Origin of the sequence: Celeribacter sp. (assembly GCF_048270365.1) — a bacterium.
In the GTDB taxonomy this organism is placed as follows: Bacteria; Pseudomonadota; Alphaproteobacteria; order Rhodobacterales; family Rhodobacteraceae; genus Celeribacter.
Genome location: NZ_JBLWTA010000016.1, coordinates 37,002 through 63,182, shown reverse-complemented (window position 1 = coordinate 63,182; position 26,181 = coordinate 37,002). Strand labels below are relative to the sequence as shown.

The window sequence follows — 26,181 nt, the reverse complement described above, 5'->3', positions numbered from 1 at the left end:
TGAGGCCGAGATTGCCGCCGCGCGCAGCCGCACTATCCCGACCGTGATCGTGATCGACACGATTGCCCGCGACTTCCCCGGCACCGGCCTTGAGACCACTGCGGGCGAGCATGGCTATTTCTGGGACGTCGCCGTCCCCGAAGTCTCCGAGCGCCAAAAACAACGCGACCGCTACGTGGAATACCTCACCCAAATCTCCAAGCAATCCCTCGCAAACTAAGGAGCGCGCTATGGCAGACCTTCTCAAACGTCCCTTCGGCACCCACGGCAAGGTGCATCAGATCACGCCCGAAAGCGCGGGCTGGCGCTATGTCGGCTTTGATCTGATCCGCCTGCGTGCGGGGGAGAGCTGGGCCGAGGCCACCGGCGAGAACGAGGTCATCCTCGTGATGATTGAGGGCAAGGCGAAAATTACCGCCGCCGGAAAAGACTGGGGCGAATTGGGCGAGCGGATGAACGTCTTCGAGAAGACGCCGCCGCATTGCCTCTATGTCCCCAACGACAGCGAATGGTCGCTGGAGACAACGACTGACGCGACGATCGCGGTCTGTAAGGCGCCGGGCAAGTTGGGTCACGAGGCGCGTAAAATCGGCCCGGACGGGATCACGCTCACCCAGCGCGGCGAAGGCGCAAATACGCGCTATATCAACAATATCGCCATGGAGAACGAAGATTACTGTGACAGTTTGCTGGTCACGGAGGTCTTCACCCCCGCAGGCCATTGGTCGTCTTTTCCGAGCCACCGCCACGACGAGGATGATTTCCCGCGCGTGACCTATCTCGAAGAGACCTACTATCATCGCCTCAATCCGGCGGACGGGTTCGGCATTCAGCGGGTCTATACAGATGATCTGCAACTCAATGAGACCATGGCCGTGCACGACGGTGACGTGGTCTGCGTGCCGCGCGGCCACCACCCCTGCGGCGCGCCCTATGGGTTCGAGATGTACTATCTCAACGTCATGGCGGGCCCCCTGCGCAAATGGCGCTTCGTGCCCGCGCCCAATGTTGAGCACTTGATGTGAAGCGGCATCGACATACCGTCTGAGTAACGAACAAAGGAGAGGCGCATGAAAATCGGAATCGTAGGCTACGGCACAGGAGGGCGGCACTTTCATGCGCCTTTCATTATGGCCGCCGAAGGGGTGGAACTGGCGGGCATCGTCGCCCGCTCGCCCGCAACCATCGCGCGGATCGAGGCGGATTATCCGGGGATGCCGATCTTTGGTTCACTGACCGAGATGCTCGCATCAGATATTCAGGCCGTGACCATCACCACCCCGCCCGAGACCCGCCGAGCCTTGGTGTTGGAAGCCATCGCGGCGGGGGTTCATGTGGTGGCCGACAAACCCTTTGCCCCCTCTGCCGAGGTCGCGCGTGAATTGGACGCGGCAGCACAGGCCAAGGGCGTGACGCTTTCGGTCTTTCACAACCGCCGCTGCGACACGGATGTGCGCACGCTCAAGGCGGTGCTGGATAGTGGCGAATTGGGCGATATCTGGCGCGTGCATTCGCGCATGGATATGGATGACCCGGCAACGCTGGAAATGGGTCCGACGGGTGGGCTGCTGCGCGATATGGGGAGCCATGTGATCGACCAGATGGTCTGGCTGTTTGGTCATGTTGCTTCTGTCTCCGCGCATCTCGATATGATCGACAGCGAACAGGGGCCAACGGATGCGGGCTTTGTCGTGTCTATGCGGCATACCAACGGTGTCTTTTCCCAAGTCTCTTCTAGCAAGCTCAACAAGTTCGCTGAGAACACCTACCGCGTTTACGGCGAGAACGGCTGTTACCTGTCCTATGTGACTGACGTGCAGGCGCAGGCAATCTTTGCGGATAAGCGCCCTCTCGACGATATGGAGGGCTGGGGCTACGAGGTGGAGGCCAATTGGCCCGAGTTGCGCACCGACGCGGGCATCCGCAAAGTGCCCTCCGAGCAGGGCCGCTATCACGATTACTACGAGGCCTTCGCCAAGGCGTGCAAAAATGGCACCCCGCCGCCCGTGCCGCCCAGCGAGGCGATCGAAGTGCTGCGTGTGCTTGATGCCGCACGGATCAGTGCCACCGAGCACCGCGAAGTCTCCCTCATCGATTAACTCCATTCAGGAAGCCCCAAGATGTTCAAACGTGCGCTGAACCAAAAGACCTGCCGTGACTTGCCCTTCGAGGCCTTTCTCGATCTTGCAGAAGAGGTCGGATGTGTGGGTGTCGAGTTGCGCAACGATCTGGGCCGTCCGTTTTTTGACTGGATCGCTGCGAATGAGGCGGCCAAGATGGCGCGCTCGCGCGGGCTGACTTTGCTTGGGCTGTCAGAAGTCTACGGGTTCAACGTCTGGGATGACGAGCGTGCGGCGCAAATTCAGACGCTGATTGACGCTGCCCATGCGTCTGGCGCACAGACCATTAGCCTGATCCCGACCGTAGATGACCGCAAAACCATGCCGCTGCGCGATGTGATGCGGGAAATCTTGCCGATGCTGGAGGGCACAAATGTGCTGCCGCTGATCGAGCCTATTGGGTTCGAGAGCAGTTCGCTTCGGACCAAGGCTCCGCTCGTTGAGGCCATCGAAGCGGTCGGCGGTACGTCCAGGTTCAAGTTGGTGCACGACACGTTCCAGCACGTCATCGCGGGCGAGACTGAGATCTTTCCCGAGCATACCGCGATGGTGCATATCTCTGGCATTTCCGATCCCAAAGTCGCGCTTGATGCCGAGCAGGATGCTCACCGTACCCTCGTGGACGGGGATGACCGTTGCGGCAATGTCGCACAAATTGCTGCGTTTCTGGAGGGCGGCTATGACGGCGCATTCTCCTTCGAGTGCACTGAGCCTAAACTGATTGCCGCGCCGAACCTCACGGACATCAAAACGTCGTTTGCATTTATAGACGTGCACCTTCAGTGACCGCCTCTGGCTCGAAAAGTCCGGGCCAGAAATGCCTGACGTTTGGCCGAAAGGGCAGTCACGCAGCTTCAATTTGACCGGTGATATCAACGGCGAGGTCCGCATGATCGAACGTGCCTTCGGTCTGGATCCCTGTGCGCTTACGGAGGCAATGTCTATGCTCGAACTCCGCCTCGCAGATTGAAGACTACCGGGAAATCGGGGCTTTTGCGCACTCAGGAATAATTTGCAAAAGAGCCGCCGTGGATGCCTTTGTCGAGGCGTTCACGGTCATGTAATGGAACTGTTCTTGAGACGTCGTTCCGTTCCGGTCAGGTTCCGGTGACGGTCGGGATGCGTGGAGACTCCTTGTCGTCCTGCACCCGTGCCGCGAGCGCCACGACGATGGACTGAGCAAGACACATGGGGGCCGCCAGCGAACGCGAGAACGTGTAATCGTGTTCGGGCACAGCGAAAAGCACGTCCGCACTCTTGGCCAAGGGAGACAAGCTGCTGTCAGAAATGGCGATGATCGGTACATTTTTGCGCGCGATCTCTTCAGTGATGCTGACAACCTCATTGGCATAGAACCGGAAGGACACCGCAAACAACGCGTCGTTCTCATCGATCGTGCGGGCCATATGGGTTGCAAGACCGCCGCCAGCATCCAGAAGCACGCATTTTTTGCCAAGCATGGTCAGCACATAGCGCAGCAATTCGACAACAGAAGAGGCACGCAGCTGACCCAAAAGATACACAGTGTCGGCTTTGAACAAAATGTCTGTCGCGCGTACCAGGTCTTCTTGGCTTATGTCTTCCAAAAGGCCTTGAAGCGAGGCGATATCACGCACGATCAGGTCTTGCAGGAACCCATATTCTGACCGGTCCTGACGGGTATTGAGTTCGCTGCCAAGCGCCTGCACCCGCGCCTCAAACCCCGGTGCAGCCGTGGCAAGGCGTTTTTGAAACAGGGTTTGCAAGTCCTTGAAGCCACGATACCCGAGCGCCTGGGCAAAGCGCACGAAACTCGACGCATGAATGCCACAGCGTTCTGCGATCGCGTTCACCGAATGAACGGCGACGTCATTCGGGTTTTGAGTCAGATAGACCGATATTTTCTGATAGGTTTTGCTCATCTGATCGTGGCGATCATGTATCAAACGGATCAGTTCTTCATAGTCCTTGGGGACATTGTCGGGCGGTGGAAAACTTGCCATTGATTGCTCCTTGTCCCTTTATGCAACAGAAATTGCACTTCGAAAAGTAAATAGATACTGATGCGGCACAGTGACCGCATATCAAATTATGCAAAAAACATAATGCATGTGCCAAACGCCTGAAAACAGGCGTTTGACATGGGTTTTACGGCTAAACTTTGCGCCAGGACCGCTCAGATGAAGAGGCCTGAATGGTTTCGACAAGACCCTGAATATGCGCACCTTTGCGGAAGTTGAACGGCTCATCGCCCTGTCCGGCCAAAGCGCTGACATAGCCTGCCACCTCGATCGCCTTCAAATCGTTGAACCCGAGCTGATGCCCCGGAGCCACGCAGAACCGTCCATAAGGCGTATGATCCGGCCCGGCTTCGATGCGGCGGAAACCTTGAAGGCCCTTCGCATCCGCAGTCGAGTAGAAGTGCAAGACGTTGAAATGCTCCTGAGAAAACGCAAGCGCGCCTTTCGAGCCAAAGACCTCAAAATCATGCTGCATCTTGCGCCCGGTGGCGATCCAGTTGCCTTCGATGGAGCCGGAAGCGCCGTTTTCGAACCGGACAAAGGCGCGACCAATGTCATCCACTTCGATTTTGCGCGTGCCACCCTTGCCGTCGGGGCGCTCATGGATTGAGGTCACGCAATCCCCCATGACCTCGGCAATCGGGCCAAGCAGATGCTCCGCCGTGGCCAACGCATGCGAACCGATGTCCGCCAGGGCGCCTCCCCCTGCCGGATCGTGCCGGAAGGTGTAGGGCGACGTCGCATCCGCCATATAGTCTTCGCAATGAATGCCACGATACCCCCGGATTTCACCAAGCTCCCCTGAGGCGATCATCTCGCGCGCGAATGCCAGCATCGGGTTGCAAAGGTAATTGAACCCCACTTGGGTCTTCACACCGGCTTTCTCGGCCGCATCGGCCATTTCAATCGCATCGGATGCCAAGGGCGCCAATGGCTTTTCACAATAGACATGTTTTCCGGCCGCGATGGCTGCAAGGGCCATTTCCTTATGCAAGGCATTGGGTGCCGTGATGTCGATCACGTCGATCTCAGGATTGTCGACGAGCGCGCGCCAATTATCCGTTGCCGAGTGAAAGCCAAACGCATTGGCGGCGGCCGTGGCGGCCTCCATGGTGATATCCGCCAAAGTGTGCAGTTCGATGTCATAAGGCAGGTCAAAGACTTTCGGCGCCGAGGCAAAGCCGAAAACATGGGCTTTGCCCATAAATCCGGACCCGATGAGACCGATGCGTAGTTTGGGTTTAGACGGCATGAAGCACCTCTGGATTGACGATTAGGGCCGGATCTATGTCTCCGCTCAGAAAATCCAGCGCGTTTTGGAGAGAAGCGAGCGCCATGCGCTCACCGCATTCGTTGGTCAGCCCCGCAATATGTGGCGACAGGAGTGCGGTGTCACACGCACGAAAAACTGTACCGTCCTTCGGTGGTTCGACGTCAAACACATCGAGGCCTGCGGCGGCAACATGACCGGAACAAAGCGCCTTGTGCAGAGCCGCCTCACAGACGACGCCTCCGCGTGCGGTATTGGCGATCACAACACCGGGTTTCATCATCGAAAACTCCGCATCTCCAAGAAGCGGCCTGTCGCTTTTGGGGATGTGCACAGAGATGAAATCGGCCTCAGCCAGACCATCTTCGAGCCGCTCTACCGGACGCACGGGGCCATCCGGCCAGCCGGAGCTCAACAGATATGGATCATAGGCGCAGACCTTCATATCAAAAGCCAATGCCATCTTGGCAAGGCGACGCCCGATCCGTCCATAGCCCATGATCAACAGGGTTTTCCCACTGATCTCACGCTGTTCCAGCCGATTACGCCAACCCCATTGCGAGGGATCGCGCACGGCCTGGTCTGCCCGCAGCACTTGTTTTGCGCCACACAGGATCTGCGTCATCGCATGTTCTGCCACGGAAACCGAATTGACATCCCCCACGATGGTAAGAGCGATACCGCGTGCATTGAGCGCATTGAGATCGACGCTGTCATATCCCACCCCATGGCGCGACACGACACGCAAGTTCTCGGCTTGTGCGATGGTTGCCGCAGACAGCGGCTGGGTGCGGATCACCAAGGCGTCCGCCCTGGCAATCAGGGGCGCATAGGACGCCTCGGAGACCTCTTCGACATACTCAACCCTGACGCCTTTCTCACCAAGTGTCTCAAGCATCGCCTCCCCCGAGGGGTGAAGTTTTCCAGCAACAAGAAGATGTAGCATCAGTAGGCTCCCCCGGTGTCTCCAGACGGTGCGGACTGCGTGCCGGTCAGAGTGCGCCACCGGCCAACCGAGGCAGACGCCGCCGAGGCAAGCAGGCGACTGTCGCCCGATACGGTCGTCAGGTTGAACCCCCACTCGATGGCACGCGCCGCATAATCCGGCGTCCCGCAATGCAGACAGGCCATAATCCCGTTTTTGGCGCAGGCCTGCTGTACCGATTGAATCAACGCAATCAGCTCCGGTTCCTCGCGATCAAATCCCGGCGCATAGCGCCCCTGTTGTGTGCCAAGCGTCAAATCCGCAGGTCCGACATAGATACCATCCAGGCCGGGTGTCGCAGCGATGGCATCGAGATTGTCGATACCTTCCTGGGTTTCGATCATGGCAAAGGCCAAAACTTCATCATCGGCCTTGGTGCCATATCCGCCATAGGCAATCGCCGCACGCGTCGGCCCAAAGCTGCGGTGCCCATGAGGCGGATAGCGCAAAAAGCTCACGAACTCGGCGGCCTCATCGGCGGAATTGACCATGGGACAAATGATCCCCTGAGCGCCTGCATCCAATGCCTTCATCACGATCCCTGGTTCGCGCCATGGCACCCGCGCCATGGGCGTCACACCAGAGGCGCGCAACGCCTGGAACATCGGCAGGACGGAACTGTAGTCCAGCGCGCCGTGCTGAATGTCGATGGTCACGCTGTCATAACCCTGTTCGGCCATGATTTCGGCGGTAAAGGCATTGCCAATCGACAGCCAGCCATTGAGGATCGGGCGACCGGAGGCAACCAGTTTCTTAATCTTGTTCTCAAACATACTGACCCCTCTCAAAACACGATCTGAGCAAGTTTGGTGTCAAGGTAATCCTCGATCCCTTCGGAGCCGCCTTCGCGACCCATGCCCGAATGGTTGGTGCCGCCGAACGGAGCCTCAGAGGCCGCAAGCGCAAAACTGTTGACGCCGACCATCCCAGCTTTGAGCGTAGCCGTCACACGACGTGCGCGTTCAGGATCTTTGGTGAAGGCATAGGCCGATAGACCCATGTCGGACGCGTTCGCGCGGGCCAAGGCTTCCTGCTCATCAGCAAAGCGCGTGATCGCGGCGATCGGTCCGAAATTTTCTTCGGCAAAAACCGGCATGTCGTCGGTGATGTCAGTCAGGATCGTGGGCTCGTAGAAGTAACCTGTATTGGGGGCGGCGGCGCGCTTGCCGCCGGTTGCAAGTTTGGCCCCTGCCGCGATAGCGCCGTTGACGATGCTCTCAATCTCTTCGAGGCGACGCTGATTGATGAGCGGTCCCATGCCCGTATCCGGGTGCAAACCATCGCCCAGTTTGATCTTTTGGGTGCGCTCAACCATGCCCTCAACGAACGCCTCATGCAGACTCTCATGCACAAAGAAACGATCCGGCGTCACACAAACCTGCCCGCAATTGGCAAATTTCGTCGGCACGATCACATCGAGTGCGGCCTCAAGATCGGCGTCCTCAAAGATCAGGCAGGGTGCATTCCCTCCCAGCTCCATAGACACTTTTTTCACCGTCTCCGCGGCATCTCGGATCATCTGTTGACCCACGCGGGTGGAGCCCGTTAGGGAAACTTTGCGCACGTTCTTGTCCGCCATAATTGGCCCATAAGTGTCATCCGTCGAGCCAACCACAAGGTTCACAGCCCCATCGGGCAAGCCACACTCCTTGAGACAATCAACCATGATCATCGCAACGCCCGGGGTCTGCGACGAGGGACGCAGCACCACCGGGCAGCCGGCAGCCAAGGCAGGGGCCAGTTTGCGGGCCGGAAGGGCGGCGGGGAAGTTCCATGCGGTGAAGGCCCCTACGACACCCACGGCCTCGCGAGTGATCTCAAAGCGCCCGCCGGGCACGCGCGATTGCACGATCCGCCCATAAATGCGTCGCGCTTCTTCGGCGTACCACCGGAACTGATCACAGGCGAGCACCCATTCCCGCCCTGCCTGGGCAATCGGTTTGCCGGTCTCTGTCGCGATCATCGTGGAGGCTTCCTCCGCACGGGCAATCATAGCATCTGCTGCTTTGTGAAGCGCGTCGGCACGGGCGAACCCGCCCATTTCTGCGAGTGTCGGCAAAGCGGAATATGCAGCCTTTAGCGCCGCGCGGGTCGTCTCGGATGAAGCGAGACTCACCTCCCCCAGCGATGTTTCCGTGACCGGTGAAATGACCGCACCGGTTTTAGAACCTTTAACCCAGGCCCCATTGATGAACTGTCCGAATTTTTCATACATGGCTTAAACAATGTCCTTTGGAGTGATGGTGCGCTGTTCGCGCACGGAACGCAGCGCGGCTTCGGCAAGAACAAGCGCCTCGCGACCGTCTTTATATCCGACCTCCGGTTCCGATCCGCTCTCGACAGTCTGCACAAAGGCGTCGATCTCGGCGGCGAATGCGTCTTCGTAGCGTTCAATGAAGAAATCCATCAAAGGCTCACCGGCATCGGTCCGCTCCGCCGAATAATGCCGCAGATTGTGGTTCGGGTGGTTGTCGGAAATCAGCATGCCGTTGGAGCCGAACGCCTCAACGCGTTGGTCGTAGCCATAAACCGCCCGCCGCGAATTGCTGATGGTGCATTGTTTTCCCGAGGCCGTGCGCATTGTGATCGACACCGTGTCATAATCTTCGCACCGCGCCATCAACTCCGGTTTGACCAGCCGCGATCCCGATGCCGCGACCTCTGTGATCTCTTCGCCCAAGATGAACCGCGCCAGATCGAAATCATGGATCGTCATGTCGCGAAAAATGCCACCAGAGACTTCGATATATGCGTCCGGTGCCATGTCGGGATCACGCGAGGTGATCACCAGCTGATGCAAATCACCGATTTCGCCCGCTTGGACCGCCTGTTGCAAGGCCCTGTGCCCGCGATCAAACCGCCGCACGAACCCCAGCATAATCGGCACCTTCGACCCCGCAATTTTCGCTGCACAAGAATCAACACGCTGTAGGGAAAGGTCGATTGGCTTCTCGCAGAGAACCGGTTTTCCCGCTGCGACAGCTTGCTCGATAAAATCAACATGCGTGGCCGTGGCCGAAGCAATCAAAACTCCATCCACCTGATCGGAAGAAAAAACATCTTCCGGATCTGAAAAATTTGTAACCCCCAGATCATTCGATGTTTTTTCTGCTGACGGCGTGTGAATATCGTAAACTCCCGCCAGGTTTGTGCGCGGATGCCTGGCAATATTTTCAGCATGCATTCGGCCTATGCGACCAACGCCTAACACAGCAATCCTCATGATTTTCCTCCTCCAAACTTTCGAAACAATATTCATTGCAAAAGTGTTGCATTGTCAATGATCATTTCATAACGTGCAAAAAACATCTTCGCAGGAGGAGGCGAAAATGACATCCAAGACGGTGCGTCTTACCATGGCGCAGGCACTCGTGAAGTATCTGTGCAACCAGTTTACGGAGATTGACGGAGAACGCGTTCCGCTGTTCGCCGGATTGTTTGGCATCTTTGGCCATGGCAACGTCACTTGCCTGTCCGAAGCGCTCGAACAGGTGCAGGATCAACTGCCGACATGGCGGGGGCAAAACGAACAATCCATGGCACTGGCCGCCACCGGATTTGCCAAGGCCAAACGCCGCCGCCAGATCATGATCGCGGCGACGTCGATCGGTCCGGGTGCGTCGAACATGGTCACGGCAGCGGGCACGGCCATGGCCAACCGCCTGCCGCTTTTGTTGCTGGCGGGGGATACCTTCGCCAACCGCCTTCCCGACCCTGTTTTGCAGCAGGTCGAACATTTCAACAATCCGACGATTACGGTCAATGACACGTTCAAGCCTGTGGTGCGCTACTGGGATCGGATCACGCTTCCCGAACAGATCATCACCTCCCTGCCCCAGGCCATCGCGACCATGCTTGACCCGGCCGATTGTGGGCCTGCCTTTATCGGACTGGCACAAGACACACAGGAAAAGGCATTTGACTATCCTGAAGTGTTCTTTGAGCCAAAGGTCTGGAAGATTCCGCGCCCACGGCCGGATCGCGATGCGGTGGCAGAGGCCGCGAGCATTCTAAAAACAGCGAAAAAGCCGCTGATCATCGCGGGCGGGGGCGTGCGATATAGCGCCGCCGAAAGCGAGGTCGCGACTTTCGCTGAAAAACACGGCATCCCCGTGGTCGAAACCATTGCAGGCAAAGGCGGGCTGACCCATAATCACCCGGTGCACGCCGGTCCCATTGGCATTGTCGGCTCGACCTCTGCGAATGCCTTGGCGGCGGAGGCCGATGTGGTTCTGGCCATCGGCACGCGGCTTCAGGATTTTACCACCGGTTCGTGGACGGCCTTCTCAAAAGAAGCACAATTCGTGTCGATCAATGCCGCACGGTTCGATGCGATCAAACATCGCGCTTTTTCCGTCGTGGGGGATGCGCGCGAAACAGTAAAAGAGCTTGGCGCGGCACTTGGGGATTGGGCGGCGCCATCCGATTTGATGCCTCGTGCCAAAGAGCTGTTCGCGGATTGGAACGCCATTCTCGACAGCCATCAGGACCGCAGCAAAGATGCCGCCGTGCCTTCCTATGCACAGGTGATCGGCGTGATGAACAAGGTGGCCGAACCCAATGACACGCTGATCGGTGCGGCGGGTGGCACTCCGGGCGAGATCACAAAGAACTGGCGCGTCAAGGACCCGAACACCTTCGATTGCGAATTCGGGTTTTCCTGCATGGGCTATGAAATCGCCGCCGGATGGGGATGTGCCATGGCGCAGGAAGGGCCCGGCACGCCTGGCGGTACGCCCTTTGTGCTGTTGGGCGATGGCACCTATATGATGATGAACTCCGATATCTATTCGGCCGTTCTCACCGGGCATAAGATGATCGTCGTCGTGGCTGACAATGGTGGCTACGCGGTGATCAACCGGCTGCAACAGTTCAAAGGCGTTCCCGGTTTCAACAACCTGCTCACGGATTGCCGCATCCAGAACCGCAACGACCCGCTGCATGTCGATTTCGCGGCACATGCCGCCTCTATGGGAGCCGCCACTCGGCATGTGAACGACCTTGATGAGTTGGAGGAGGCGCTGATCTGGGCCAAGGGCAATGACAAGACCACGGTGATTTCCATTGTCTCCGATGCCTGGACCTGGGTGCCGGGAGATGCAGATTGGGACGTGGGTGTGCCTGAGGTCTCAGAGTTTGAAAAAGTCCGCGACGCGCGCAAGTCCCAAGACGACATTCGCGCCCGTCAGCGCGTTGGAGTATAATCATGAAAGCAAAACTGGGTATCGCACCGATTGCATGGTGGAATGATGACTTGCCGGAATTGTCCGATGACGTGAGCCTGGAAGAATGCCTGAGACAGGCGTCTGTCGCAGGATTCACCGGGATGGAAACGGGACGCCGTTTTCCGATGAACATGGCCGAACTTGGCCCCATTCTGGATCGGTATGGCATTTGCGTCTGTGGCGGCTGGTTCTCCGGACTTTTGCTTGATGGCGACATCGAAGCGGAAAAAGACCGGATCGCGGAGCAAATGGCGTTTTTCAAAGCTGCCGACGCGCCCTGCATCGTCTATGGCGAGACCGCACGTTCCGTTCAGGGGGTGCAATCCGCACCGCTGAACACAAAGCCTGTTCTGAGCGAGGCGGACATGGCTGATTACGGGCGTAAAATGTCAGATTTTGCAGATTGGTGCGCGAAAGAAGGCATGCCCATTGCCTATCATCACCACATGGCGGCGGCGGTCGAAACCGAGGCGGAGCTGGATCTGTTCATGAAACACTCCAGCGTCCCGCTTTTGTTCGATGCGGGGCATATGGCCTTTGCCGGTGGTGACGTGATGCGCGTGATTGAAAATCACCATGCGCGGATCAGCCATGTACACACCAAAGACATCCGCCGGTCGGTGACCGATGGTCTGGACCGCACCCGCGAGAGTTTTCTCGATGCGGTGATCAAAGGCGCATTCACCGTTCCCGGCGATGGCTCGCTCGATTTCGAGGACATCACCAAGACCCTCGCGGCCAAAGGCTACGAAGGGTGGTTCGTGATCGAAGCGGAACAAGACCCGAAGGTTTCCCCTCCCCTCGACATGGCGATCAAGGGTCATAAGGAGTTGATGCGCGTCATGGATGCCGCAGGGTATGAGGTGGTGCAATCGGAGGCACGCACATGACAGGGTTGACCGGAAAAATTGCCGTCATCACGGGCGGCACACAAGGCTTGGGCGCCGCCATCGCCCGCAATTTCGCAGAGGCCGGGGCGGAAGGTCTCGTGTTGTGCGGACGCAACGCCGACAACGGCACAAAGGTCGCACAGGAGATCGAGGCCGCCACAGGGGTTCCGGCCCTGTTTCAACCTGCCGATCTGGCGGATGTCGATCAAAGTCGCGCGGTCATCGCGGCGGCCGATACGCGGTTTGGTCGGGTCGACATTCTGGTCAATGCCGCGGGTCTGACACAACGTGGCAATCTTTTGGACACCACGCCCGAATTGTTTGATCGCATGTTCGCGGTCAATGTCCGGGGACCGTTCTTCTTGATGCAAGAGGCGGCAAAAGTGATGATCCGCGAGGGTATCGAGGGTGCGATGGTCAATATCGGCTCGATTTCTGAAACTGCAGGTCAGCCCTTCATTTCCCCCTATGTGGCTTCAAAGGGGGCTTTGGCCTCGCTCACGCGCAACTCTGCTTTTGCACTCATGCGCAACCGCATCCGAGTCAATCAGCTCGACATCGGCTGGATGGCCTCCGACAATGAAAAAGCGCTGCAAGCTGCCGAGCGGGGGGATGAAAACTGGCTGGATGAGGTGGCACGGCACATGCCGTTCGGCCGACTGATTGATCCGGTCGAAGTGGCGCGGGTCGTGACATTTCTGGCCTCGGACGACAGCGGCATGATGACCGGCGCGGTGGTGCCGTTCGACCAGTCCGTGACTGGCGGCTTTGCCGCCTCCCCACCGGTGCCGAACGCGCCACTTGCGCTATGAGCCCTTCGATCTATCGGTAAAAATACATTTGCCGGCGACATCATCGCCGGCATTTTTATACGCTCTTTTGTCGATAAAGACTCAGAACACCAGGCGCCGATCCGTCAATGGGCAACGTCGCTCGGTGGTGTGATCCGGATGCGTCGGGCGTGGCGGCGTATCGATTTTGATCGTGCGCCCTGTACGCGCGGCCTCCTCGATGGCCAAAAGCACGCGCATATCGGCCACACCTTCCTCGCCATCAGATTCCGGGGGCGTTCGGGTGGCAATGCAATCGGAGAAATAAGCCGTCATTCCCGCAAAGTGATCGACATGCGGAAAGTCCGTGATCTCCGCCATCTCCTGTTTGGTTACCATCATGCGCATGGGCACTTCGAACCGGAACGCCGGATCAAGCGTGATGTCCCCCGTGGTACCAATCACACGATAGGTTTCGGCCAAAGCGCCCTGAAAACTTGCCAGTATCTGCGCGATGCCCCCTGAAGGGAAACGCAGGGTTGCGGCGATGCTGGCATCCACTTCGGCGAAACGGGGATCGTGTTTTGGCCTCTGACGAATGGCGGTTGCCTCAATGGGTTCCTCGCCGAAAATATGGCGCGCGGCATTGATGCAATAGACCCCGACATCTTGCAAAGGCCCACCCCAATGTTCAGCACTGTAGCGGTGATTGCCCTCGTCCGGGGCGTTGGAAAATATCAGCTGCGCCAGCAAAGGGGTCCCAATCGCCCCGCAGCGGATACGATCAAGCGCCGCAATCGTCCCCGGTTCATTGTGCAGCCGATATGCGGTCATGAGATACACACCGGCTTCTTTGGCCGCAGTCACCATAGCCTCGGCATCTTCGAGATTATCCGCCAATGGCTTTTCCACCAAAATGTGTTTTCCGGCGCGCGCGGCGCGGATCGTATAGTCCGCATGCATCGAATTTGGCAAAGCCACATAGACCGCGTCGAACAGGTCGTTTTCCAACGCCTTGTCAAACTCGTCATAGCTGATCACATGAGGAATGTCGTGGAATTTGGCCAGTGTATCGGCGCGTTCGCGATTGCCGGACACGATCACGGTGACACGGGAATTTCGGGTTTGATGGATCCCGGGCAGAAACGCCTCTTGCGCAATCCATCCCGCGCCAACAACAGCATATCTGATCATTTCAAGCCCTTTCTGATATTGGAGCATGTGTGACATAAAGCGCATCCGGGGTCGGTTGGCTCAGAGGGACGCATCGCCCTTGAGCGTCGCCTTGCCCCATCTCTGCGGCGAGCTGTTCGGCGATGGCGGAGGCCATATACCCATCCCATGACGACGCGCCTGAGGGGATCCCGGTTTTTATGGAGTTGACCCAGGCGTGCATTTGTTGCCGGTAGGCCTCCTCGAAGCGCGGCAACCAGTTGTCCGGCCAGCCATGACCATGCTGCCTTCCATGATTGAGCCAGACCTGTGTGGGCGTGGCCATGGAAACCGCCCCCTCCCGGCCCACAAGTTCGGCATGAACGTGATACCCATAGGTCGCATTCATGAACACTTCGGTCGAGATCATGACGCCGCTATCGCTTTGCATCTGGATCATCAGAGGTTCGTCCCCTGCCCCGGAAAAGATATGCGCTTCACATATTTCCTCACCAAGCATCCAACGGCTGATGTCGATCTCATGCACGAATGCATTGGTCAGCGCCATGGCGCCAGTGAACCACGAGGGGGCCTGCGCGTTACGGTGAATATTATGCAAGAGAACAGCCTGACCGATACGTCCCTCCAGATGCGCTGCACGCAATGCGCTATAGGCCGGATCGAACCGTCGCATGAAACCGACCTGCACAAGCCGCCTGCCAAAGATCACTTCGGCCTCCAGAATGCGTTCCGCCTGCCGTGTTGTGGCGGCCAGAGGCTTTTCGCAGAGCACGGGTTTGCCCTCTGAAATCGCGGCCAGCACAAGCGCCTCATGGGTCTCATCGGGGGAGGCGATCACAACCGCCTCCACCTTGTCCGAACGGATCAGCGCGAGAGGATCATCAAAGCGCTCTGCCTGAACATCTGTCAGCCGGGCAGCATTCGCATCGCAGACCGCTGCAAGATGGGCGCCTCGTGTTATCTGCTGTAAAAGCTGCGCATGTTTGGCCCCCATCACTCCCATCCCGATCACGCCGACGGCAATGCTCATATCCGGTTCCTTTCCATGAAGTTGACCTTTAGCGAGACCGCGCGGGACCGCTGCGCAGCGTGTCGATATAGACAGCTGCAATCAGGACAACGCCGACAACGATTTGCTGAATGAATGGCGACATGCCAAGGATGTTCAGGCCGAACCGGATTTCCGACATGATCAGCGCGCCGATGATGGCACCCCAAACGGTGCCCCGCCCTCCCATGAGGCTGCCTCCGCCAATCACCACCGCCGCAATCGCATCCAGCTCGTACCCAAAGCCGATGCCCGGATGCGCCGAGTTGATCCGTGAGGCCAGAATGATCGAGGCCAATCCGGCCGTCGCTCCGGAGATTGCGAAAATTCCCATCCGATACCGGCGCACGTTGATGCCCGCGCGCCGCGTGCCCTCTTCGCTGCCGCCCATGGTAAAGGCGTACCGCCCCACCTTGGTCTGATAAAAGACAAAGAGCATGATCACAGCAAAGACGAGGAGAATGAGGACGGGCACCGGAATGCCGATCAACGTGCCGCCGCCGACAACCTCGAAACTTTCGGGAAAGCCGTAAAGCGAGCGGCCATTGGACATGAACAGGGCAAGACCCTGAGCGATCCCCAACATGCCCAGTGTGACGATGAAAGACGGCAGATTGGCGTAGGCGACAAGAAAGCCGTTGATGCCACCCATCAAAGTGCCCGCGGCCAAGGCCACAACAAACCCGAGCCAGAGTGGCAGCCCCGCATCAATCACCGCGATCCCCATCACCACCATGGCCAGAGACATGACCGTGCCGACTGAAATGTCGATGGCCCCGCTGATGATCACCAGCATCACGCCGATGGCAAGGACCGCACGCGTTGCGGATTGCAATGCGATAAGGCTTATATTGTTCGCGGTAATAAAGCCCGAATGCAGGAACTCCATCAAAATCATGATTGCGAGAAAGACAAAGACCGTTGAGAGTTTGTCGATGAACTTTCGGATCATCGCCGTGTTAGACATATCTCCGGTACCGATCGTCGTGATGTTTTCCATCTTCTGGGTCATGCTGTCCCCCCCGCATTGATCGGTGGTTCTTCAATGCCGCTGACGATCATGCGCACCAGTTGCTCCTGATCGACATGTTCGATACGGCGATTGGTAACGAGACGTCCGGTTTTCAGGATCACCACCCGATCCGCCACGCGCATCACATCGTTCATGGAGTGGCTGATCAGCACGATCGCCTCGCCCTTGTCACGTAGGCTTTCGATCAGGGACAAAACTTGTTCCTGCTGCGCCACACCAAGTGCAGCTGTCGGTTCATCCATGATGATCAGCTTGGCCGAGGAATAAACGCTTTTGGCAATCGCGATGGTCTGGCGCTGACCGCCGGACAGGTCACGAACCGTTTCATGGATATTGGAGATATTGATCTGCAAATCGCCTAGAAGACGTTTTGTTTCGTCAGACATCTTTCGGCGATCAAAGGTTTTGATCAGTCCGCCAAGATAGGATTTCTGCAATTCCCGGCCCAAAAAGATATTGGTCGGAATGTCGACATTGTCACAGAGCGCAAGGTCCTGATAGATGATCTCGACCCCCAGATCCTTGGCGCGGGCAGGTGTTCCCAGTTCGACGGCTTTATCGTCGATGGTAATTTCGCCCTCATCCGCCGTGACAGCCCCGGCAAGAATTTTTACGAGCGTTGATTTGCCGGCACCATTGTCCCCTAAAAGGGCGACAACCTCACCTCGCCGGACTTCGAGATCGACGCCGTCCAGTGCAGCGACCCCGCCATAATGTTTTGAAATACCCTGCATTTTGACAATGGGGGTTTGTTCAGCAACTTGCATTGCGAACCTCACAGTGTTGGAGATTTGTGTCTGGGCGGCCAAGATGTGGCCGCCCCTGATCGGATCAGTCAGTGATGCCGAGGATGTCGCGGCGATAGGCCTCGACATTCCATTTGTGAATCAACTGCATGCCGCTATCAATTTTCTTGGGAAAATCAGCCGCCGTCTTTTCACCCCTGGCTATCGCGGTCAGGATTTCAACGGAAGCCTCACCCATCCCTTTCGCACTTTGCGACACATCACCAGCCGCTCGGTCAGCTAGGATGAGATCCGTGCCCTCAGGGATGCCATCGAACCCCACCACAATAATATCCTGGCGCTCACTGCGGCGCAGAACCTCTGCGGCACCGACAGCCATTAGATCCGAGGAGGCAAAGATCAGATTCAGATCCGGGTTTGCCGACAGAATAGCCTCGGTCGCTTCGACAGCGCCCGGCGTGGTCCAATGTCCGGTCACCGACGAAACGATTTCGATGTTCTCGTATTTTTCCATACCCTCGTGGAAGCCCTGACGACGATGCGCTGCGGCCTCGGAACCAGGCTCGCCTTCGAGCTGGGCAACCTTACCCTCATAGCTCAACAAAGACGCTGCATAATCGGCCGCAAGGCCCGCCGCGCGCACGTTGTCAGTGCCCACAAGCGTTACGTAATTTGCCTCATCCGTTTCTACGCCTCCATCTATTAAGACCACCGGAATGCCCGCTGCGGCGGCGCGTTTCACGGCGGGCGCAAGGCCCTTACCATCCAGTGCCGCCAAAGCGATGCCGTCGACGTCGCGCGAAATCAGCGCTTCCATTGTCGAGACCTGTTCCTCGATTGCGCCGTGACCGGAAACGGAATGCACCTCGATTTCGACACCAAGCTCCTCGCCCTTGGCTTTGGCAAATTCCGCGACATTGTTCATAAACACGTCGTTGATGACAGTTTTCGGCAGAACGGCGATAACAGGCTTATCCTGTGCGAAAGCCGGCGCTGAAATGGTGAGCGCAGATGCAGCTGCGCCAGCCAAAATGCTGCGACGAATAAGATTCATGAGTTCCTCCCAAGCTGTGCCTGATGATTGGATTTCGGGCGCACAGGCACATCGCGCCCCACTTGTGCTGCTCTTCCGCAACGGTCCGTCTCTCCCAATGCTACCGGTTGCAACAGTGTGTGCAACCGGTAGCACAATGGCGGAATATGTGTCAACATAAGCGAAGGACATGAGCGTGAGATTTGAAACGGCAAGGCGCAAGAGTGTTTGTAAAAGACTTTAAACGCGGTCAAAACCTTTAAGGGCCGCGACGGCATGCGTACGAAAGGAATATTCATGAAGCCTGAGGGGAATGGAGTCACCGCAGCGGATGTAGCGCGGCAAGCCGGTGTGTCGAAATGGACCGTGATTCGGGCATTCAAACCGGATGCGCGGATCGCCCAGGAAACCAAGGAACGTGTACTGTCCGTGGCGCGTAGCCTGAACTATCAACCGAATCTTCTGGCCCGCAGTTTGGCCACAAATCGCACGGAACAAGTGGCGATTTTGGTGGATGACTTTGAAAACCCTTACAAGCTCCCTACCCTTAGGCAGCTGACCGCACGGCTGCAACAAGAGGGGCTGATGGGCTTTCTGATCAATATCAACAAGGACTTTTCCCGAGAAGCCGCCCTGTTGAACGCACAGCAGCGCCGCGTGGACTCTATCGTTTTCTTTGGCGCAGCTTATGACCCGGCGACGATCAGCGATCAGATTTTGAATGCGAGCGATCAGCCAATTTATGTCCTGGCCCGTGAATCCGTCAGTTCCCCGCTTCCCAGTGTTTACACGGACCCTGTGCACGCGGTGGGCGCCCTCTCTGCACATATTTATGCCCGTGGCTACCGCAATCCCGTCTATGTGGCCGGCCCGGAACGCTCGCAAACCGCTGTAGGGCGACGCCAGCAATATCGCAAATTCTGGAGTGCCCACGGGATTTCGACGCTGCCTGAGATCAATGCCGGCGCCTATGATCCACAAGCGTCAAAACAAGCGATACGAAGCTATCTCGCGACCACGCCGACGGACCAGAGATGTGATGTCATGTTGTGTGAGAATGATATTCTCGCCATCGGTGCGATTGATACGCTTCGATATGAACTGGGGCTCAGGGTGCCCGAAGACATCGCCGTTGCCGGTTTCGACGATATTTCTCTGGCGGGCATGGACGCATTTTCACTGACAACCTATCGGCAGCCCTATGAGGAAATGGTAGACCGTTTGGTGGAGATGCTGGTCGGGCGGACACCGCCCGACACAACGGCCTTGCAGGGTGAGATCGTGATCCGTACAAGCACGTAAATCTGCCCTGAGAAAACGGACGGAACAGCGGTTCCGCCCATCTGTCAGAGCAAAAGCCGATGATCTGTTTGCGGGAAGTTGCGCTCCATATCCGGTTCCGGCTGTGCAATCGGACCAAGCCCGGAGATTTTTACCGGAGCCCTTGTCTCGATTGAGCGCTCAATCGCACGCATGATGACAACATCCGCCAATCCGTCCGCGCCATCCAGACGGAGAGGCGTGCCCGTCAGGATGCACTCTGAAAGATAGCCGATCTGCCCTGAGAAATGATCCGGATGAGCATAGGTTACGCGGCTGCGCTCAAGTTGTTTGCGGATTTCCAACTCCATCGTAAGATCAAACCGGAACCCGGGATTCAGTAGCAGGCTGCCCTTGGTCCCAGAAACGGAATAGCAATCCATGTCATCCGCACCGAAACTGGCGATGAACTGGCCAATCTTGCCTCCCGGAAACTTCAACGTCGCCGCAACGGTTTCGGGCACTTCCGCGAAACGCGGATCGCCGCCACCATCAGAGGCCATGGCCAGAACCTCTTCGGGTTCAGCCGCAAACACATGACGCATGGCATTCAGACAATAAACCCCGACATCTTGCAACGCGCCACCCCAATGGGTCGCCTTGAGACGATGATTGCCCGGCTCAGCATTCAGCGAAAAGGTCGAAGAGAAAATGCGCGGGTCGCCAATTTCGCCCGCCTTGATCCGCGCGATTACATCAAGCGTGCCAGGTTCGTTATGAAGCCGATAGGCGGTCATCAGATAAACACCCGCCTCCTCTGCCGCAGCCATCATGGCTCGGCATTCCTCTTCGGTGATGGCCAGCGGCTTCTCGACAAGGACATGTTTGCCCGCCTTGGCCGCATGGATCGCGTATTCGGCATGGAGCGAATTGGGCAAGGCGATATAAACCGCGTCGCACATGTCGTTCGACAACATTTCGTCATAGCCGTCATAGGACACAACATGCGGCACATTGTGAAACGTCGCGAGTTTCCGTGCAGCTTCCTCAGACCCGCTGACGATCACCGACATTTCCGAATTTCCCGTCGCTTTGATCGCCGGCATAAAAGCCTCTTGCGAGATCCAACCGGCGCCAACCACGGCATATCTGATTTTCTTCATGGTATTTTGTTCCATTCTTCAGCTTACACCGTTCCGCCAAGAGAGGATTCAAGTTCGATCAGCTCCGCACCACCGGCCATCATATCCTGAAGTCCCGGCGCATCCACCTCACCGCGTGCCGCGGTGCCAAGCGTCTGACCCCGGTTGAGCACGGTAAAACGATCACCCACCGCCATGGCATGGCGCACGTTGTGAGTGATAAAGACCACACCGATCCCCTGTTTGCGCACTTGGGCGATGGTGTTGAGTACATTGGCCGTCTGCCGCACACCAAGTGCGGATGTGGGCTCATCCAAGATCAGCACCTTAGCTCCAAAATACACCGCGCGCGCGATGGCAACTGTCTGGCGCTCACCGCCTGAAAGCGTTCCGACCGCCTGATCGGGCCCGCGCAAATGAATGCCCATTTTCTCCATTTCTGCCATGGTGACGCGGTCCGCCTCTTTCGTGTCGAGGGTACGAAACGGCCAAAAGCCTTTTTCGCGTTCCCGCCCCATCCAGAAATTACGGCTCACTGACATCAGGGGGATCATGGCAAGATCTTGATAAACCGTCGCAATCCCCGCCTCCATCGCATCGCGCGGAGTGTCGAACTTGACCGGCTTACCCTGAACAAACATCTCGCCTTCGCTCGGTTTGTGAACCCCCGACATGGTTTTGATGAATGTCGATTTCCCGGCACCGTTATCCCCCAAAAGACAGTGGCACTCCCCTGCGCGGATATCAAAGGATACACCATTGAGCGCAATCACATGGCCGAAGTGTTTCTTGATATTTTTCATTTCAACGATTGGGGCGGACATTAGCGTTCTCCCGTAATGATGCGGCGGATGTAGGTGTTCATGACGACTGCGACCAGCAGGATCACACCAAGGAACACGCGAAAGAGCGAGCTTTCAGCATTGGCGAAAAACAGGCCCTGCTGCACCACACCAAAGATGATCGCCCCAAGCGCCGCGCCCACCACGGACCCATAGCCCCCGGTCAAAAGCGCACCGCCAATGACCACACAGATGATCGCCTCGAATTCCTTCAAAAGACCGCGGTCGGCCGAGGCAGACCCGAATTCCATGACCTGACAGGTGGCAAAAACACAGGCGCAAAAGGCCGCGAACATGAACATGTAAATTTTGGTGCGTGTGACAGGCACGCCGACGTAATTGGCGGCCTGCTTGTCGCCGCCTGACGCGAAAATCCAGTTGCCGTGCTTGGTGCGGGTCAAAAGCCAATGTCCGAAAATCACCAACCCAATCGCCCAGACCACGATCATCGGCACGCCTTCGACCACAGGCTGCCCGGCGCGATTGCCACGCGTGAACGTCTCGACCCATCCTTGATCCGCCATCCAATAAAAGAGGCCCTTGAAAATCGTGCCGCCAAAAATCGGCGCCAACCAATCGCCCTCAGCTTTCTCACCTACGCCGCTGATGATCGTCTGCCGGGTAAAGAAAATCGACCCCCAGATGGTCAAGCCGCGCAGGATATAGAGCGAGGCCAAAGTGACGATAAAGGATGGCAAACCGGTGCGCATCACCAGCCAACCGTTCAGCGCCCCGATGGCGATACAGATCGCGAAGGTCAAAAGGATCGCGCTCCACATCGGGAACCCCATATGAACAGACATCACCGCCATCAACATGCCGGAAAACCCAATCATTGAGCCGATGGACAGATCGAACTCCCCCGCGATCATCAACAAACAGGCCCCCACAGCAATGACCATGAATTGCGCGGACACCACGGTCCAGTTCATGATCCCCTGCGTCCCGAACATGCCACTGTCACCTGCGATTGAGGCGAATAAGACAAAGACAAGGATCGTGCCACAGATGCCGCCCAGTTCCGGCCGGATGAGCGCCTTTCGTAAAGATGATATATCCTTGATGCGCTCGTCCTTTGGCGCATTTGCGGTGGCGTCTGCCATGAGTTTTTCTCCTCCCTGTATAGATGCAAAAGCGATTGTGGGCTCCAAGGCCCACGCATCGCTTGGGGTCAGGCCAGCCGGGGCTCGCCTGACCTGACTGGCTTAGCGATATTGCCCGGCCAGAGCCTCGACCATTTCGATATTCTCCTTGGTTACGAAACCGGGACCTGTGAAAATCGAGTTTGCAGGGGCCACGCCGTAGCGAACATAAGAGGCCAGAGCCTGAACCGGGATCGACCCTTGCAGGAACGGCTGCTGGTCGATGGCGAAATCCACGGTGCCGTCCTTGATACCCTCGGAAATCTCCGGCGACAGGTCGAACGTGCCGAACAGGATGGCACCATCAAGCCCCAGATCCTTGACGGCCCGGATCGAAGGTGCTGCGGAGTTCGGGCCAAGTGTCAGGATCGCCCCGGTGTCCGGGTTCGCGGTCAGATAGGCTTTCACCTTATTGGCAATTTCCGACGGGTCCATGCCGCTGTCGATCATCTGATCGCCAAGATCGACACCAATTGCATCGGCAAAACCACGGCACCGCTCCACAGATTGCGGGTTGGTGATATAGTGATTCACACAGAGAAACGAGGTGACACCCTCGGCCTTGGCACGTTCGCCAGCACCGAAACCGGCCTCATATTCCGGCTGGCCGACATGCAGCATCGCGCCAAGGGATTTGCTTTCTTCGATCGTCCCGGAATTGGCGGTCACGACCGGGATGCCCGAGGCGACGGCATCTTTCACCGGCCCTTCCAGCACATCGTAATCCGCAATCGTCAACACGATCCCATCCACACCGGCTGCGACCGCCTGCTGTACGATCCGCGCCATATCGGCCAAATCGCCCGTCGGCGGGTTGCGGTATTCGGTGTTGGTGCCCAATTGTTCATCGGTTACCTTGATCGCGTTCTTGATCACGTTGAACCAGCTGTCACTGTCCGGCCCGTGGCTGATCCAGACGAATTGTTCGCCTTCGGCCTGCGCAGCGCCTGTGAACGCACCTGCGGTCAATACAATCGCCATAGCCGCGGATTTCAGTAGTTTTTTCATATGTTCTCCTCCCAAATGCACCCGCATCTCTTTGGCGCGGCGGGGCTGCGCGCCGTTGGGCTCACGCCCGGCGTTTGAGGTGTTGTGCCTGAAGCGCCAGCTTGAGCTGATCTTCCTCCCACCCTTCCGTCACGGCACGGTTCATGAGATCCTGCTGCGTTTCGGGGGCAAGCCCTCCAAGGGGCGGATCCGTATCGAGATTGGTGGGAAACGGGTAGCCGTCCGCCGTCGCGGAGATAACGGCGCGTCTTTCAGCCTCCGACAGGCCCGCGAGATAGGGGTAGACGGCCTCACACATCGCCGTGCGATCAATGCTTTCCATATGACGCGCAAAAGCGGAGGCGGTCTGGATCAGGTTGACGGTACGGGTGACGTCCGTGGTTCGGTTTTCGCCTGCCGCATGAAACAAAGCCGGGCTAAAGAACACCGCGTCACCTTTTTCGAGCGGCAGTTGCACGTAATGTGCCTCGAAGCTGTCTCGGAATGCCTCGCGTGTCGCGGCGATATATCCGGGCAAGTATTTTTGCGAATGAGGCAGGAATTTCGTCGTGCCACTTTCGACCGGCATATCGCTATGAGCGACGCCGCCTTGCAAGATGAGCGTTGGCCCCATGCGATGAATGTGAGCGGGATATTGCACCATTTGCTCAGGCGTCATGAAGCCCAGATGATAATCGCGATGCGGAGCCTGCGCCTTGCCGCCGGGGCGCACCTGATTAAGCTGTGTGGCCATCTGATAGCCGGGCCCAAGCCAAGCCCTACAGGCCAGATCAATCACGGGGTTTGCCATATAGCGAGCATAGACATCGGGGGCATTCAGACACAGTTTCTGCAAGCTGTTCCAGATCCGATCATTCGCCCCTGCTGCGGCGAAGTGATCGCCCCCTTCCCCGCCCTCAGCACGTTCTTCGGCGATGATCTTTTGAAACACCTCCGTTGCTGCGTCGATTGCATCGTCATCCTGAAAGGCCCGTTTGACAACGAACACACCCGCACCTTCGGACAGAACGTTAGCCCACTCCTGCGAGATGCCTGTCTGGGTCTCGGCGGTGATCGCGGAGGCCTCATAGATCGGAATGTTATTGTCGATGGCAATCGCATTTGGACAATCGCCCGCCTCGGTCGATGTCGCGATAAGCGCCTCAAAAGCGGACAGGCGAATATCATCGATGTTGTCAAGCATTGCAATTTCCTCCCCAGGTGTCGCAAACCCTCGGTGGCAAGATTAATTGCAGATTTAATTTTTTGTCAACAAATGCTCCCACATATTTGAAAAAACATTGTAAGCATACGATTTATATTAATAATAAGACACAGCCCTCAAAGCAGTAAGCGATTTATGTCACATGAGGACACAATCAGCATTCAAATGTTAAAGCGTGAAAAAATCAGAATCCGTGTGTTGGGGGGTGTTGATCTGACGCCACGGACATGATTTCCGATGAAGGTTGCCGCCGCGCTGAGTTCGGCGGCAAAATCATGTGACAGAACAAAATCCATAACCCCGGTTTCCAAAAGACCGCGTGACTGCGGCGTCAATTCATGACCGACAAAAACGGTATCCACAGCAACGCCAAAGGCCTCTAGCGCCTGAGCGACACCGCGATTGGCGCCAGCCACGTTGTAGACGGCTGCGGGCACACCATTGCTTTCGAAATAGGCGGTCAACTGATCCCGCGTATGCTCTGGGCGATCATCGGACACCATGCGATCCTCAATGCCCAAATGTGGGAAATCACTGCGCAACACCCGCCGAAATCCCATTTCTCTTTCTTGCTGGCATCGAAAGGCTTCGCTCATGACCAGCAGTATTTTATGACTCTGTCGCGACAATCCGCGGCCGATGAGAAAGGCGGCCGTACTGCCCGCAGCATATTGATCGTTTCCCACATATGCGCTGCGTCGAGAACTGGGCAGATCGGTTGTTAGGCAGACAACAGGCACACCCTCCACTTCCAACCGACGGATCGCACGATTGATTGCCGGATGTTCGCGAGCCACGACAATCACGCCATCACATTCCAAGCCGCGCTCTTCAATATCACACGCGAATGCATGGGGGTCGAGCAGATTGGTAGAGACGTAATCTTCACTGATGCTCACACCTGCAACCCTACGATTCGCCTCGCAACAGGCCTCCGACATGGCCGCATTGAACGAAGCACCAGATTCGCAAAACAAATGTATGCGTAGGTTTTCCGTCTGGGTGCCATGCGCGTATTGAAGCTTTTTGAATGCAGCTAATACCTTAGTGCGGGTCTTGTCACTCACGCCGGGGCGGTTGTTGAGAACCCTGTCCACGGTCGCCAAGCCGCAGCCAGAAAGCGCGGAGACTTCTTTGACGGAAGGTCCCTTCCATGAGGCGTTGCGCATGTCGTTCCTTCATATTCTTAATTTATGATGGTTTATCCATCAACATAAGCACAGAAAGCCACATGGTGAATAGGCGCGTTTTTATAGAAAAAAATTGCTGCGTCGCAGAAAAAAAATGATG

Annotated in this window: 24 protein-coding genes and 2 pseudogenes; 9 read left to right on the top strand and 17 right to left on the bottom strand. The window is 57.2% G+C overall.

The genetic code is table 11. The features are described from left to right. From ACN0X0_RS18045 to ACN0X0_RS18025, 5 genes and pseudogenes are all read left to right on the top strand, one after another. Positions 1-220: pseudogene (locus ACN0X0_RS18045) on the top strand (3D-(3,5/4)-trihydroxycyclohexane-1,2-dione acylhydrolase (decyclizing)); the annotation flags it as partial. Between the two features lie 10 nt (positions 221-230). Beyond that, the gene (gene iolB / locus ACN0X0_RS18040; protein WP_417280308.1) at positions 231-1,025 is read left to right on the top strand and encodes a 5-deoxy-glucuronate isomerase; all 795 of its coding nucleotides are present in this window, start codon (positions 231-233) and stop codon (positions 1,023-1,025) included. A gap of 45 nt (positions 1,026-1,070) precedes the next feature. Beyond that, the gene (locus tag ACN0X0_RS18035) at positions 1,071-2,099 is read left to right on the top strand and encodes a Gfo/Idh/MocA family protein (protein WP_417280307.1); all 1,029 of its coding nucleotides are present in this window, start codon (positions 1,071-1,073) and stop codon (positions 2,097-2,099) included. A gap of 21 nt (positions 2,100-2,120) precedes the next feature. Continuing rightward, positions 2,121-2,906, top strand: coding sequence for a TIM barrel protein (locus ACN0X0_RS18030; RefSeq protein WP_417280306.1), 786 nt, complete (start codon positions 2,121-2,123; stop codon positions 2,904-2,906). A 49-nt stretch (positions 2,907-2,955) separates the two neighbouring features. Then, positions 2,956-3,090, top strand: a pseudogene (locus tag ACN0X0_RS18025) (IS6 family transposase); the annotation flags it as partial. 127 nt (positions 3,091-3,217) lie between these two features. Here the strand turns inward: ACN0X0_RS18025 and ACN0X0_RS18020 are convergent. From ACN0X0_RS18020 to iolG, 6 genes are all read right to left on the bottom strand, one after another. Next, a complete protein-coding gene (locus tag ACN0X0_RS18020; RefSeq protein ID WP_417280305.1) occupies positions 3,218-4,102 on the bottom strand; it encodes a MurR/RpiR family transcriptional regulator in 885 nt (294 codons plus the stop codon). Positions 4,103-4,253: 151 nt separating this feature from the next. Further along, positions 4,254-5,372, bottom strand: a complete 1,119-nt coding sequence (locus tag ACN0X0_RS18015; RefSeq protein WP_417280304.1) for a Gfo/Idh/MocA family protein — start codon at positions 5,370-5,372, stop codon at positions 4,254-4,256. Next, the gene (locus tag ACN0X0_RS18010) at positions 5,362-6,336 is read right to left on the bottom strand and encodes a hydroxyacid dehydrogenase (protein WP_417280303.1); all 975 of its coding nucleotides are present in this window, start codon (positions 6,334-6,336) and stop codon (positions 5,362-5,364) included. The genes ACN0X0_RS18015 and ACN0X0_RS18010 overlap by 11 nt, the downstream gene beginning before the upstream one ends. Then, complete coding sequence (locus tag ACN0X0_RS18005; RefSeq protein WP_417280302.1) at positions 6,336-7,148, bottom strand: HpcH/HpaI aldolase family protein; 813 nt, start codon at positions 7,146-7,148, stop codon at positions 6,336-6,338. Before ACN0X0_RS18005 ends, ACN0X0_RS18010 begins: the two co-directional genes overlap by 1 nt. An 11-nt stretch (positions 7,149-7,159) precedes the next feature. Further along, positions 7,160-8,590 (bottom strand): NAD-dependent succinate-semialdehyde dehydrogenase, encoded by a 1,431-nt coding sequence (locus tag ACN0X0_RS18000; protein ID WP_417280301.1) that lies wholly within the window; start codon positions 8,588-8,590, stop codon positions 7,160-7,162. Between the two features lie 3 nt (positions 8,591-8,593). Further along, positions 8,594-9,634 (bottom strand): inositol 2-dehydrogenase, encoded by a 1,041-nt coding sequence (iolG, locus tag ACN0X0_RS17995; RefSeq protein ID WP_417280300.1) that lies wholly within the window; start codon positions 9,632-9,634, stop codon positions 8,594-8,596. A 70-nt stretch (positions 9,635-9,704) separates the two neighbouring features. Between iolG and iolD the strand changes: the two genes are divergently transcribed. From iolD to ACN0X0_RS17980, 3 genes are read left to right on the top strand one after another with little or no spacing between them, the layout of a single operon-like run. Beyond that, entirely contained in the window at positions 9,705-11,579 is a 1,875-nt protein-coding gene (gene iolD / locus ACN0X0_RS17990; protein WP_417280299.1) for a 3D-(3,5/4)-trihydroxycyclohexane-1,2-dione acylhydrolase (decyclizing), read from the top strand. Positions 11,580-11,581: 2 nt separating this feature from the next. After that, positions 11,582-12,490: a myo-inosose-2 dehydratase gene (iolE, locus tag ACN0X0_RS17985; protein WP_417280298.1), complete on the top strand. Its 909-nt coding sequence runs from the start codon at positions 11,582-11,584 to the stop codon at positions 12,488-12,490. After that, positions 12,487-13,302, top strand: coding sequence for an SDR family oxidoreductase (locus ACN0X0_RS17980; protein ID WP_417280297.1), 816 nt, complete (start codon positions 12,487-12,489; stop codon positions 13,300-13,302). Before iolE ends, ACN0X0_RS17980 begins: the two co-directional genes overlap by 4 nt. Before the next feature lie 81 nt (positions 13,303-13,383). Here ACN0X0_RS17980 and ACN0X0_RS17975 read toward each other — a convergent pair whose 3' ends face one another. The 5 genes from ACN0X0_RS17975 to ACN0X0_RS17955 form a co-directional block, all read right to left on the bottom strand. Next, complete coding sequence (locus ACN0X0_RS17975; protein ID WP_417280296.1) at positions 13,384-14,454, bottom strand: Gfo/Idh/MocA family protein; 1,071 nt, start codon at positions 14,452-14,454, stop codon at positions 13,384-13,386. A gap of 1 nt (position 14,455) precedes the next feature. Next, positions 14,456-15,463 carry a Gfo/Idh/MocA family protein gene (locus tag ACN0X0_RS17970; protein ID WP_417280295.1) on the bottom strand — a complete coding sequence of 336 codons (1,008 nt, stop codon included), beginning with the start codon at positions 15,461-15,463 and terminating at the stop codon, positions 14,456-14,458. Positions 15,464-15,491: 28 nt separating this feature from the next. Next, on the bottom strand, positions 15,492-16,493 hold the full coding sequence (locus ACN0X0_RS17965) for an ABC transporter permease (RefSeq protein WP_417280294.1): 1,002 nt from the start codon (positions 16,491-16,493) through the stop codon (positions 15,492-15,494). After that, complete coding sequence (locus ACN0X0_RS17960) at positions 16,490-17,281, bottom strand: ATP-binding cassette domain-containing protein (RefSeq protein WP_417280293.1); 792 nt, start codon at positions 17,279-17,281, stop codon at positions 16,490-16,492. Before ACN0X0_RS17960 ends, ACN0X0_RS17965 begins: the two co-directional genes overlap by 4 nt. 64 nt (positions 17,282-17,345) lie before the next feature. Beyond that, the gene (locus tag ACN0X0_RS17955) at positions 17,346-18,314 is read right to left on the bottom strand and encodes a sugar ABC transporter substrate-binding protein (protein ID WP_417280292.1); all 969 of its coding nucleotides are present in this window, start codon (positions 18,312-18,314) and stop codon (positions 17,346-17,348) included. Between the two features lie 276 nt (positions 18,315-18,590). Here ACN0X0_RS17955 and ACN0X0_RS17950 point away from each other — a divergent pair, with 276 nt between their 5' ends. Next, complete coding sequence (locus tag ACN0X0_RS17950; protein WP_417280291.1) at positions 18,591-19,595, top strand: LacI family DNA-binding transcriptional regulator; 1,005 nt, start codon at positions 18,591-18,593, stop codon at positions 19,593-19,595. Between the two features lie 44 nt (positions 19,596-19,639). On the opposite strand, the gene ACN0X0_RS17945 is transcribed toward ACN0X0_RS17950, so the two are convergent. From ACN0X0_RS17945 to ACN0X0_RS17920, 6 genes are all read right to left on the bottom strand, one after another. Further along, entirely contained in the window at positions 19,640-20,716 is a 1,077-nt protein-coding gene (locus ACN0X0_RS17945; protein ID WP_417280290.1) for a Gfo/Idh/MocA family protein, read from the bottom strand. A 23-nt stretch (positions 20,717-20,739) separates the two neighbouring features. Further along, the gene (locus ACN0X0_RS17940) at positions 20,740-21,519 is read right to left on the bottom strand and encodes an ATP-binding cassette domain-containing protein (protein ID WP_417280289.1); all 780 of its coding nucleotides are present in this window, start codon (positions 21,517-21,519) and stop codon (positions 20,740-20,742) included. Further along, on the bottom strand, positions 21,519-22,640 hold the full coding sequence (locus tag ACN0X0_RS17935) for an ABC transporter permease (protein ID WP_417280288.1): 1,122 nt from the start codon (positions 22,638-22,640) through the stop codon (positions 21,519-21,521). The genes ACN0X0_RS17940 and ACN0X0_RS17935 overlap by 1 nt, the downstream gene beginning before the upstream one ends. 102 nt (positions 22,641-22,742) lie before the next feature. Beyond that, positions 22,743-23,687: a sugar ABC transporter substrate-binding protein gene (locus tag ACN0X0_RS17930; RefSeq protein WP_417280287.1), complete on the bottom strand. Its 945-nt coding sequence runs from the start codon at positions 23,685-23,687 to the stop codon at positions 22,743-22,745. Positions 23,688-23,748: 61 nt separating this feature from the next. Further along, the gene (locus ACN0X0_RS17925) at positions 23,749-24,870 is read right to left on the bottom strand and encodes a phytanoyl-CoA dioxygenase family protein (RefSeq protein WP_417280286.1); all 1,122 of its coding nucleotides are present in this window, start codon (positions 24,868-24,870) and stop codon (positions 23,749-23,751) included. Between the two features lie 182 nt (positions 24,871-25,052). Next, the gene (locus ACN0X0_RS17920; RefSeq protein WP_417280285.1) at positions 25,053-26,060 is read right to left on the bottom strand and encodes a LacI family DNA-binding transcriptional regulator; all 1,008 of its coding nucleotides are present in this window, start codon (positions 26,058-26,060) and stop codon (positions 25,053-25,055) included. Between the last annotated feature and the right edge of the window lie 121 nt (positions 26,061-26,181).

Excerpts from the sequence above, each read along its gene's own strand:
- iolB (WP_417280308.1), top strand. The coding sequence starts at position 231 with ATGGCAGACCTTCTCAAACGTCCCTTCGGCACCCACGGCAAGGTGCAT.
- ACN0X0_RS18035 (WP_417280307.1), top strand. The coding sequence starts at position 1,071 with ATGAAAATCGGAATCGTAGGCTACGGCACAGGAGGGCGGCACTTTCAT.
- ACN0X0_RS18030 (WP_417280306.1), top strand. The coding sequence starts at position 2,121 with ATGTTCAAACGTGCGCTGAACCAAAAGACCTGCCGTGACTTGCCCTTC.
- ACN0X0_RS18020 (WP_417280305.1), bottom strand. The coding sequence starts at position 4,102 with ATGGCAAGTTTTCCACCGCCCGACAATGTCCCCAAGGACTATGAAGAA.
- ACN0X0_RS18015 (WP_417280304.1), bottom strand. The coding sequence starts at position 5,372 with ATGCCGTCTAAACCCAAACTACGCATCGGTCTCATCGGGTCCGGATTT.
- ACN0X0_RS18010 (WP_417280303.1), bottom strand. The coding sequence starts at position 6,336 with ATGCTACATCTTCTTGTTGCTGGAAAACTTCACCCCTCGGGGGAGGCG.
- ACN0X0_RS18005 (WP_417280302.1), bottom strand. The coding sequence starts at position 7,148 with ATGTTTGAGAACAAGATTAAGAAACTGGTTGCCTCCGGTCGCCCGATC.
- ACN0X0_RS18000 (WP_417280301.1), bottom strand. The coding sequence starts at position 8,590 with ATGTATGAAAAATTCGGACAGTTCATCAATGGGGCCTGGGTTAAAGGT.
- iolG (WP_417280300.1), bottom strand. The coding sequence starts at position 9,634 with ATGAATATTGTTTCGAAAGTTTGGAGGAGGAAAATCATGAGGATTGCT.
- iolD (WP_417280299.1), top strand. The coding sequence starts at position 9,705 with ATGACATCCAAGACGGTGCGTCTTACCATGGCGCAGGCACTCGTGAAG.
- iolE (WP_417280298.1), top strand. The coding sequence starts at position 11,582 with ATGAAAGCAAAACTGGGTATCGCACCGATTGCATGGTGGAATGATGAC.
- ACN0X0_RS17980 (WP_417280297.1), top strand. The coding sequence starts at position 12,487 with ATGACAGGGTTGACCGGAAAAATTGCCGTCATCACGGGCGGCACACAA.
- ACN0X0_RS17975 (WP_417280296.1), bottom strand. The coding sequence starts at position 14,454 with ATGATCAGATATGCTGTTGTTGGCGCGGGATGGATTGCGCAAGAGGCG.
- ACN0X0_RS17970 (WP_417280295.1), bottom strand. The coding sequence starts at position 15,463 with ATGAGCATTGCCGTCGGCGTGATCGGGATGGGAGTGATGGGGGCCAAA.
- ACN0X0_RS17965 (WP_417280294.1), bottom strand. The coding sequence starts at position 16,493 with ATGACCCAGAAGATGGAAAACATCACGACGATCGGTACCGGAGATATG.
- ACN0X0_RS17960 (WP_417280293.1), bottom strand. The coding sequence starts at position 17,281 with ATGCAAGTTGCTGAACAAACCCCCATTGTCAAAATGCAGGGTATTTCA.
- ACN0X0_RS17955 (WP_417280292.1), bottom strand. The coding sequence starts at position 18,314 with ATGAATCTTATTCGTCGCAGCATTTTGGCTGGCGCAGCTGCATCTGCG.
- ACN0X0_RS17950 (WP_417280291.1), top strand. The coding sequence starts at position 18,591 with ATGAAGCCTGAGGGGAATGGAGTCACCGCAGCGGATGTAGCGCGGCAA.
- ACN0X0_RS17945 (WP_417280290.1), bottom strand. The coding sequence starts at position 20,716 with ATGAAGAAAATCAGATATGCCGTGGTTGGCGCCGGTTGGATCTCGCAA.
- ACN0X0_RS17940 (WP_417280289.1), bottom strand. The coding sequence starts at position 21,519 with ATGTCCGCCCCAATCGTTGAAATGAAAAATATCAAGAAACACTTCGGC.
- ACN0X0_RS17935 (WP_417280288.1), bottom strand. The coding sequence starts at position 22,640 with ATGGCAGACGCCACCGCAAATGCGCCAAAGGACGAGCGCATCAAGGAT.
- ACN0X0_RS17930 (WP_417280287.1), bottom strand. The coding sequence starts at position 23,687 with ATGAAAAAACTACTGAAATCCGCGGCTATGGCGATTGTATTGACCGCA.
- ACN0X0_RS17925 (WP_417280286.1), bottom strand. The coding sequence starts at position 24,870 with ATGCTTGACAACATCGATGATATTCGCCTGTCCGCTTTTGAGGCGCTT.
- ACN0X0_RS17920 (WP_417280285.1), bottom strand. The coding sequence starts at position 26,060 with ATGCGCAACGCCTCATGGAAGGGACCTTCCGTCAAAGAAGTCTCCGCG.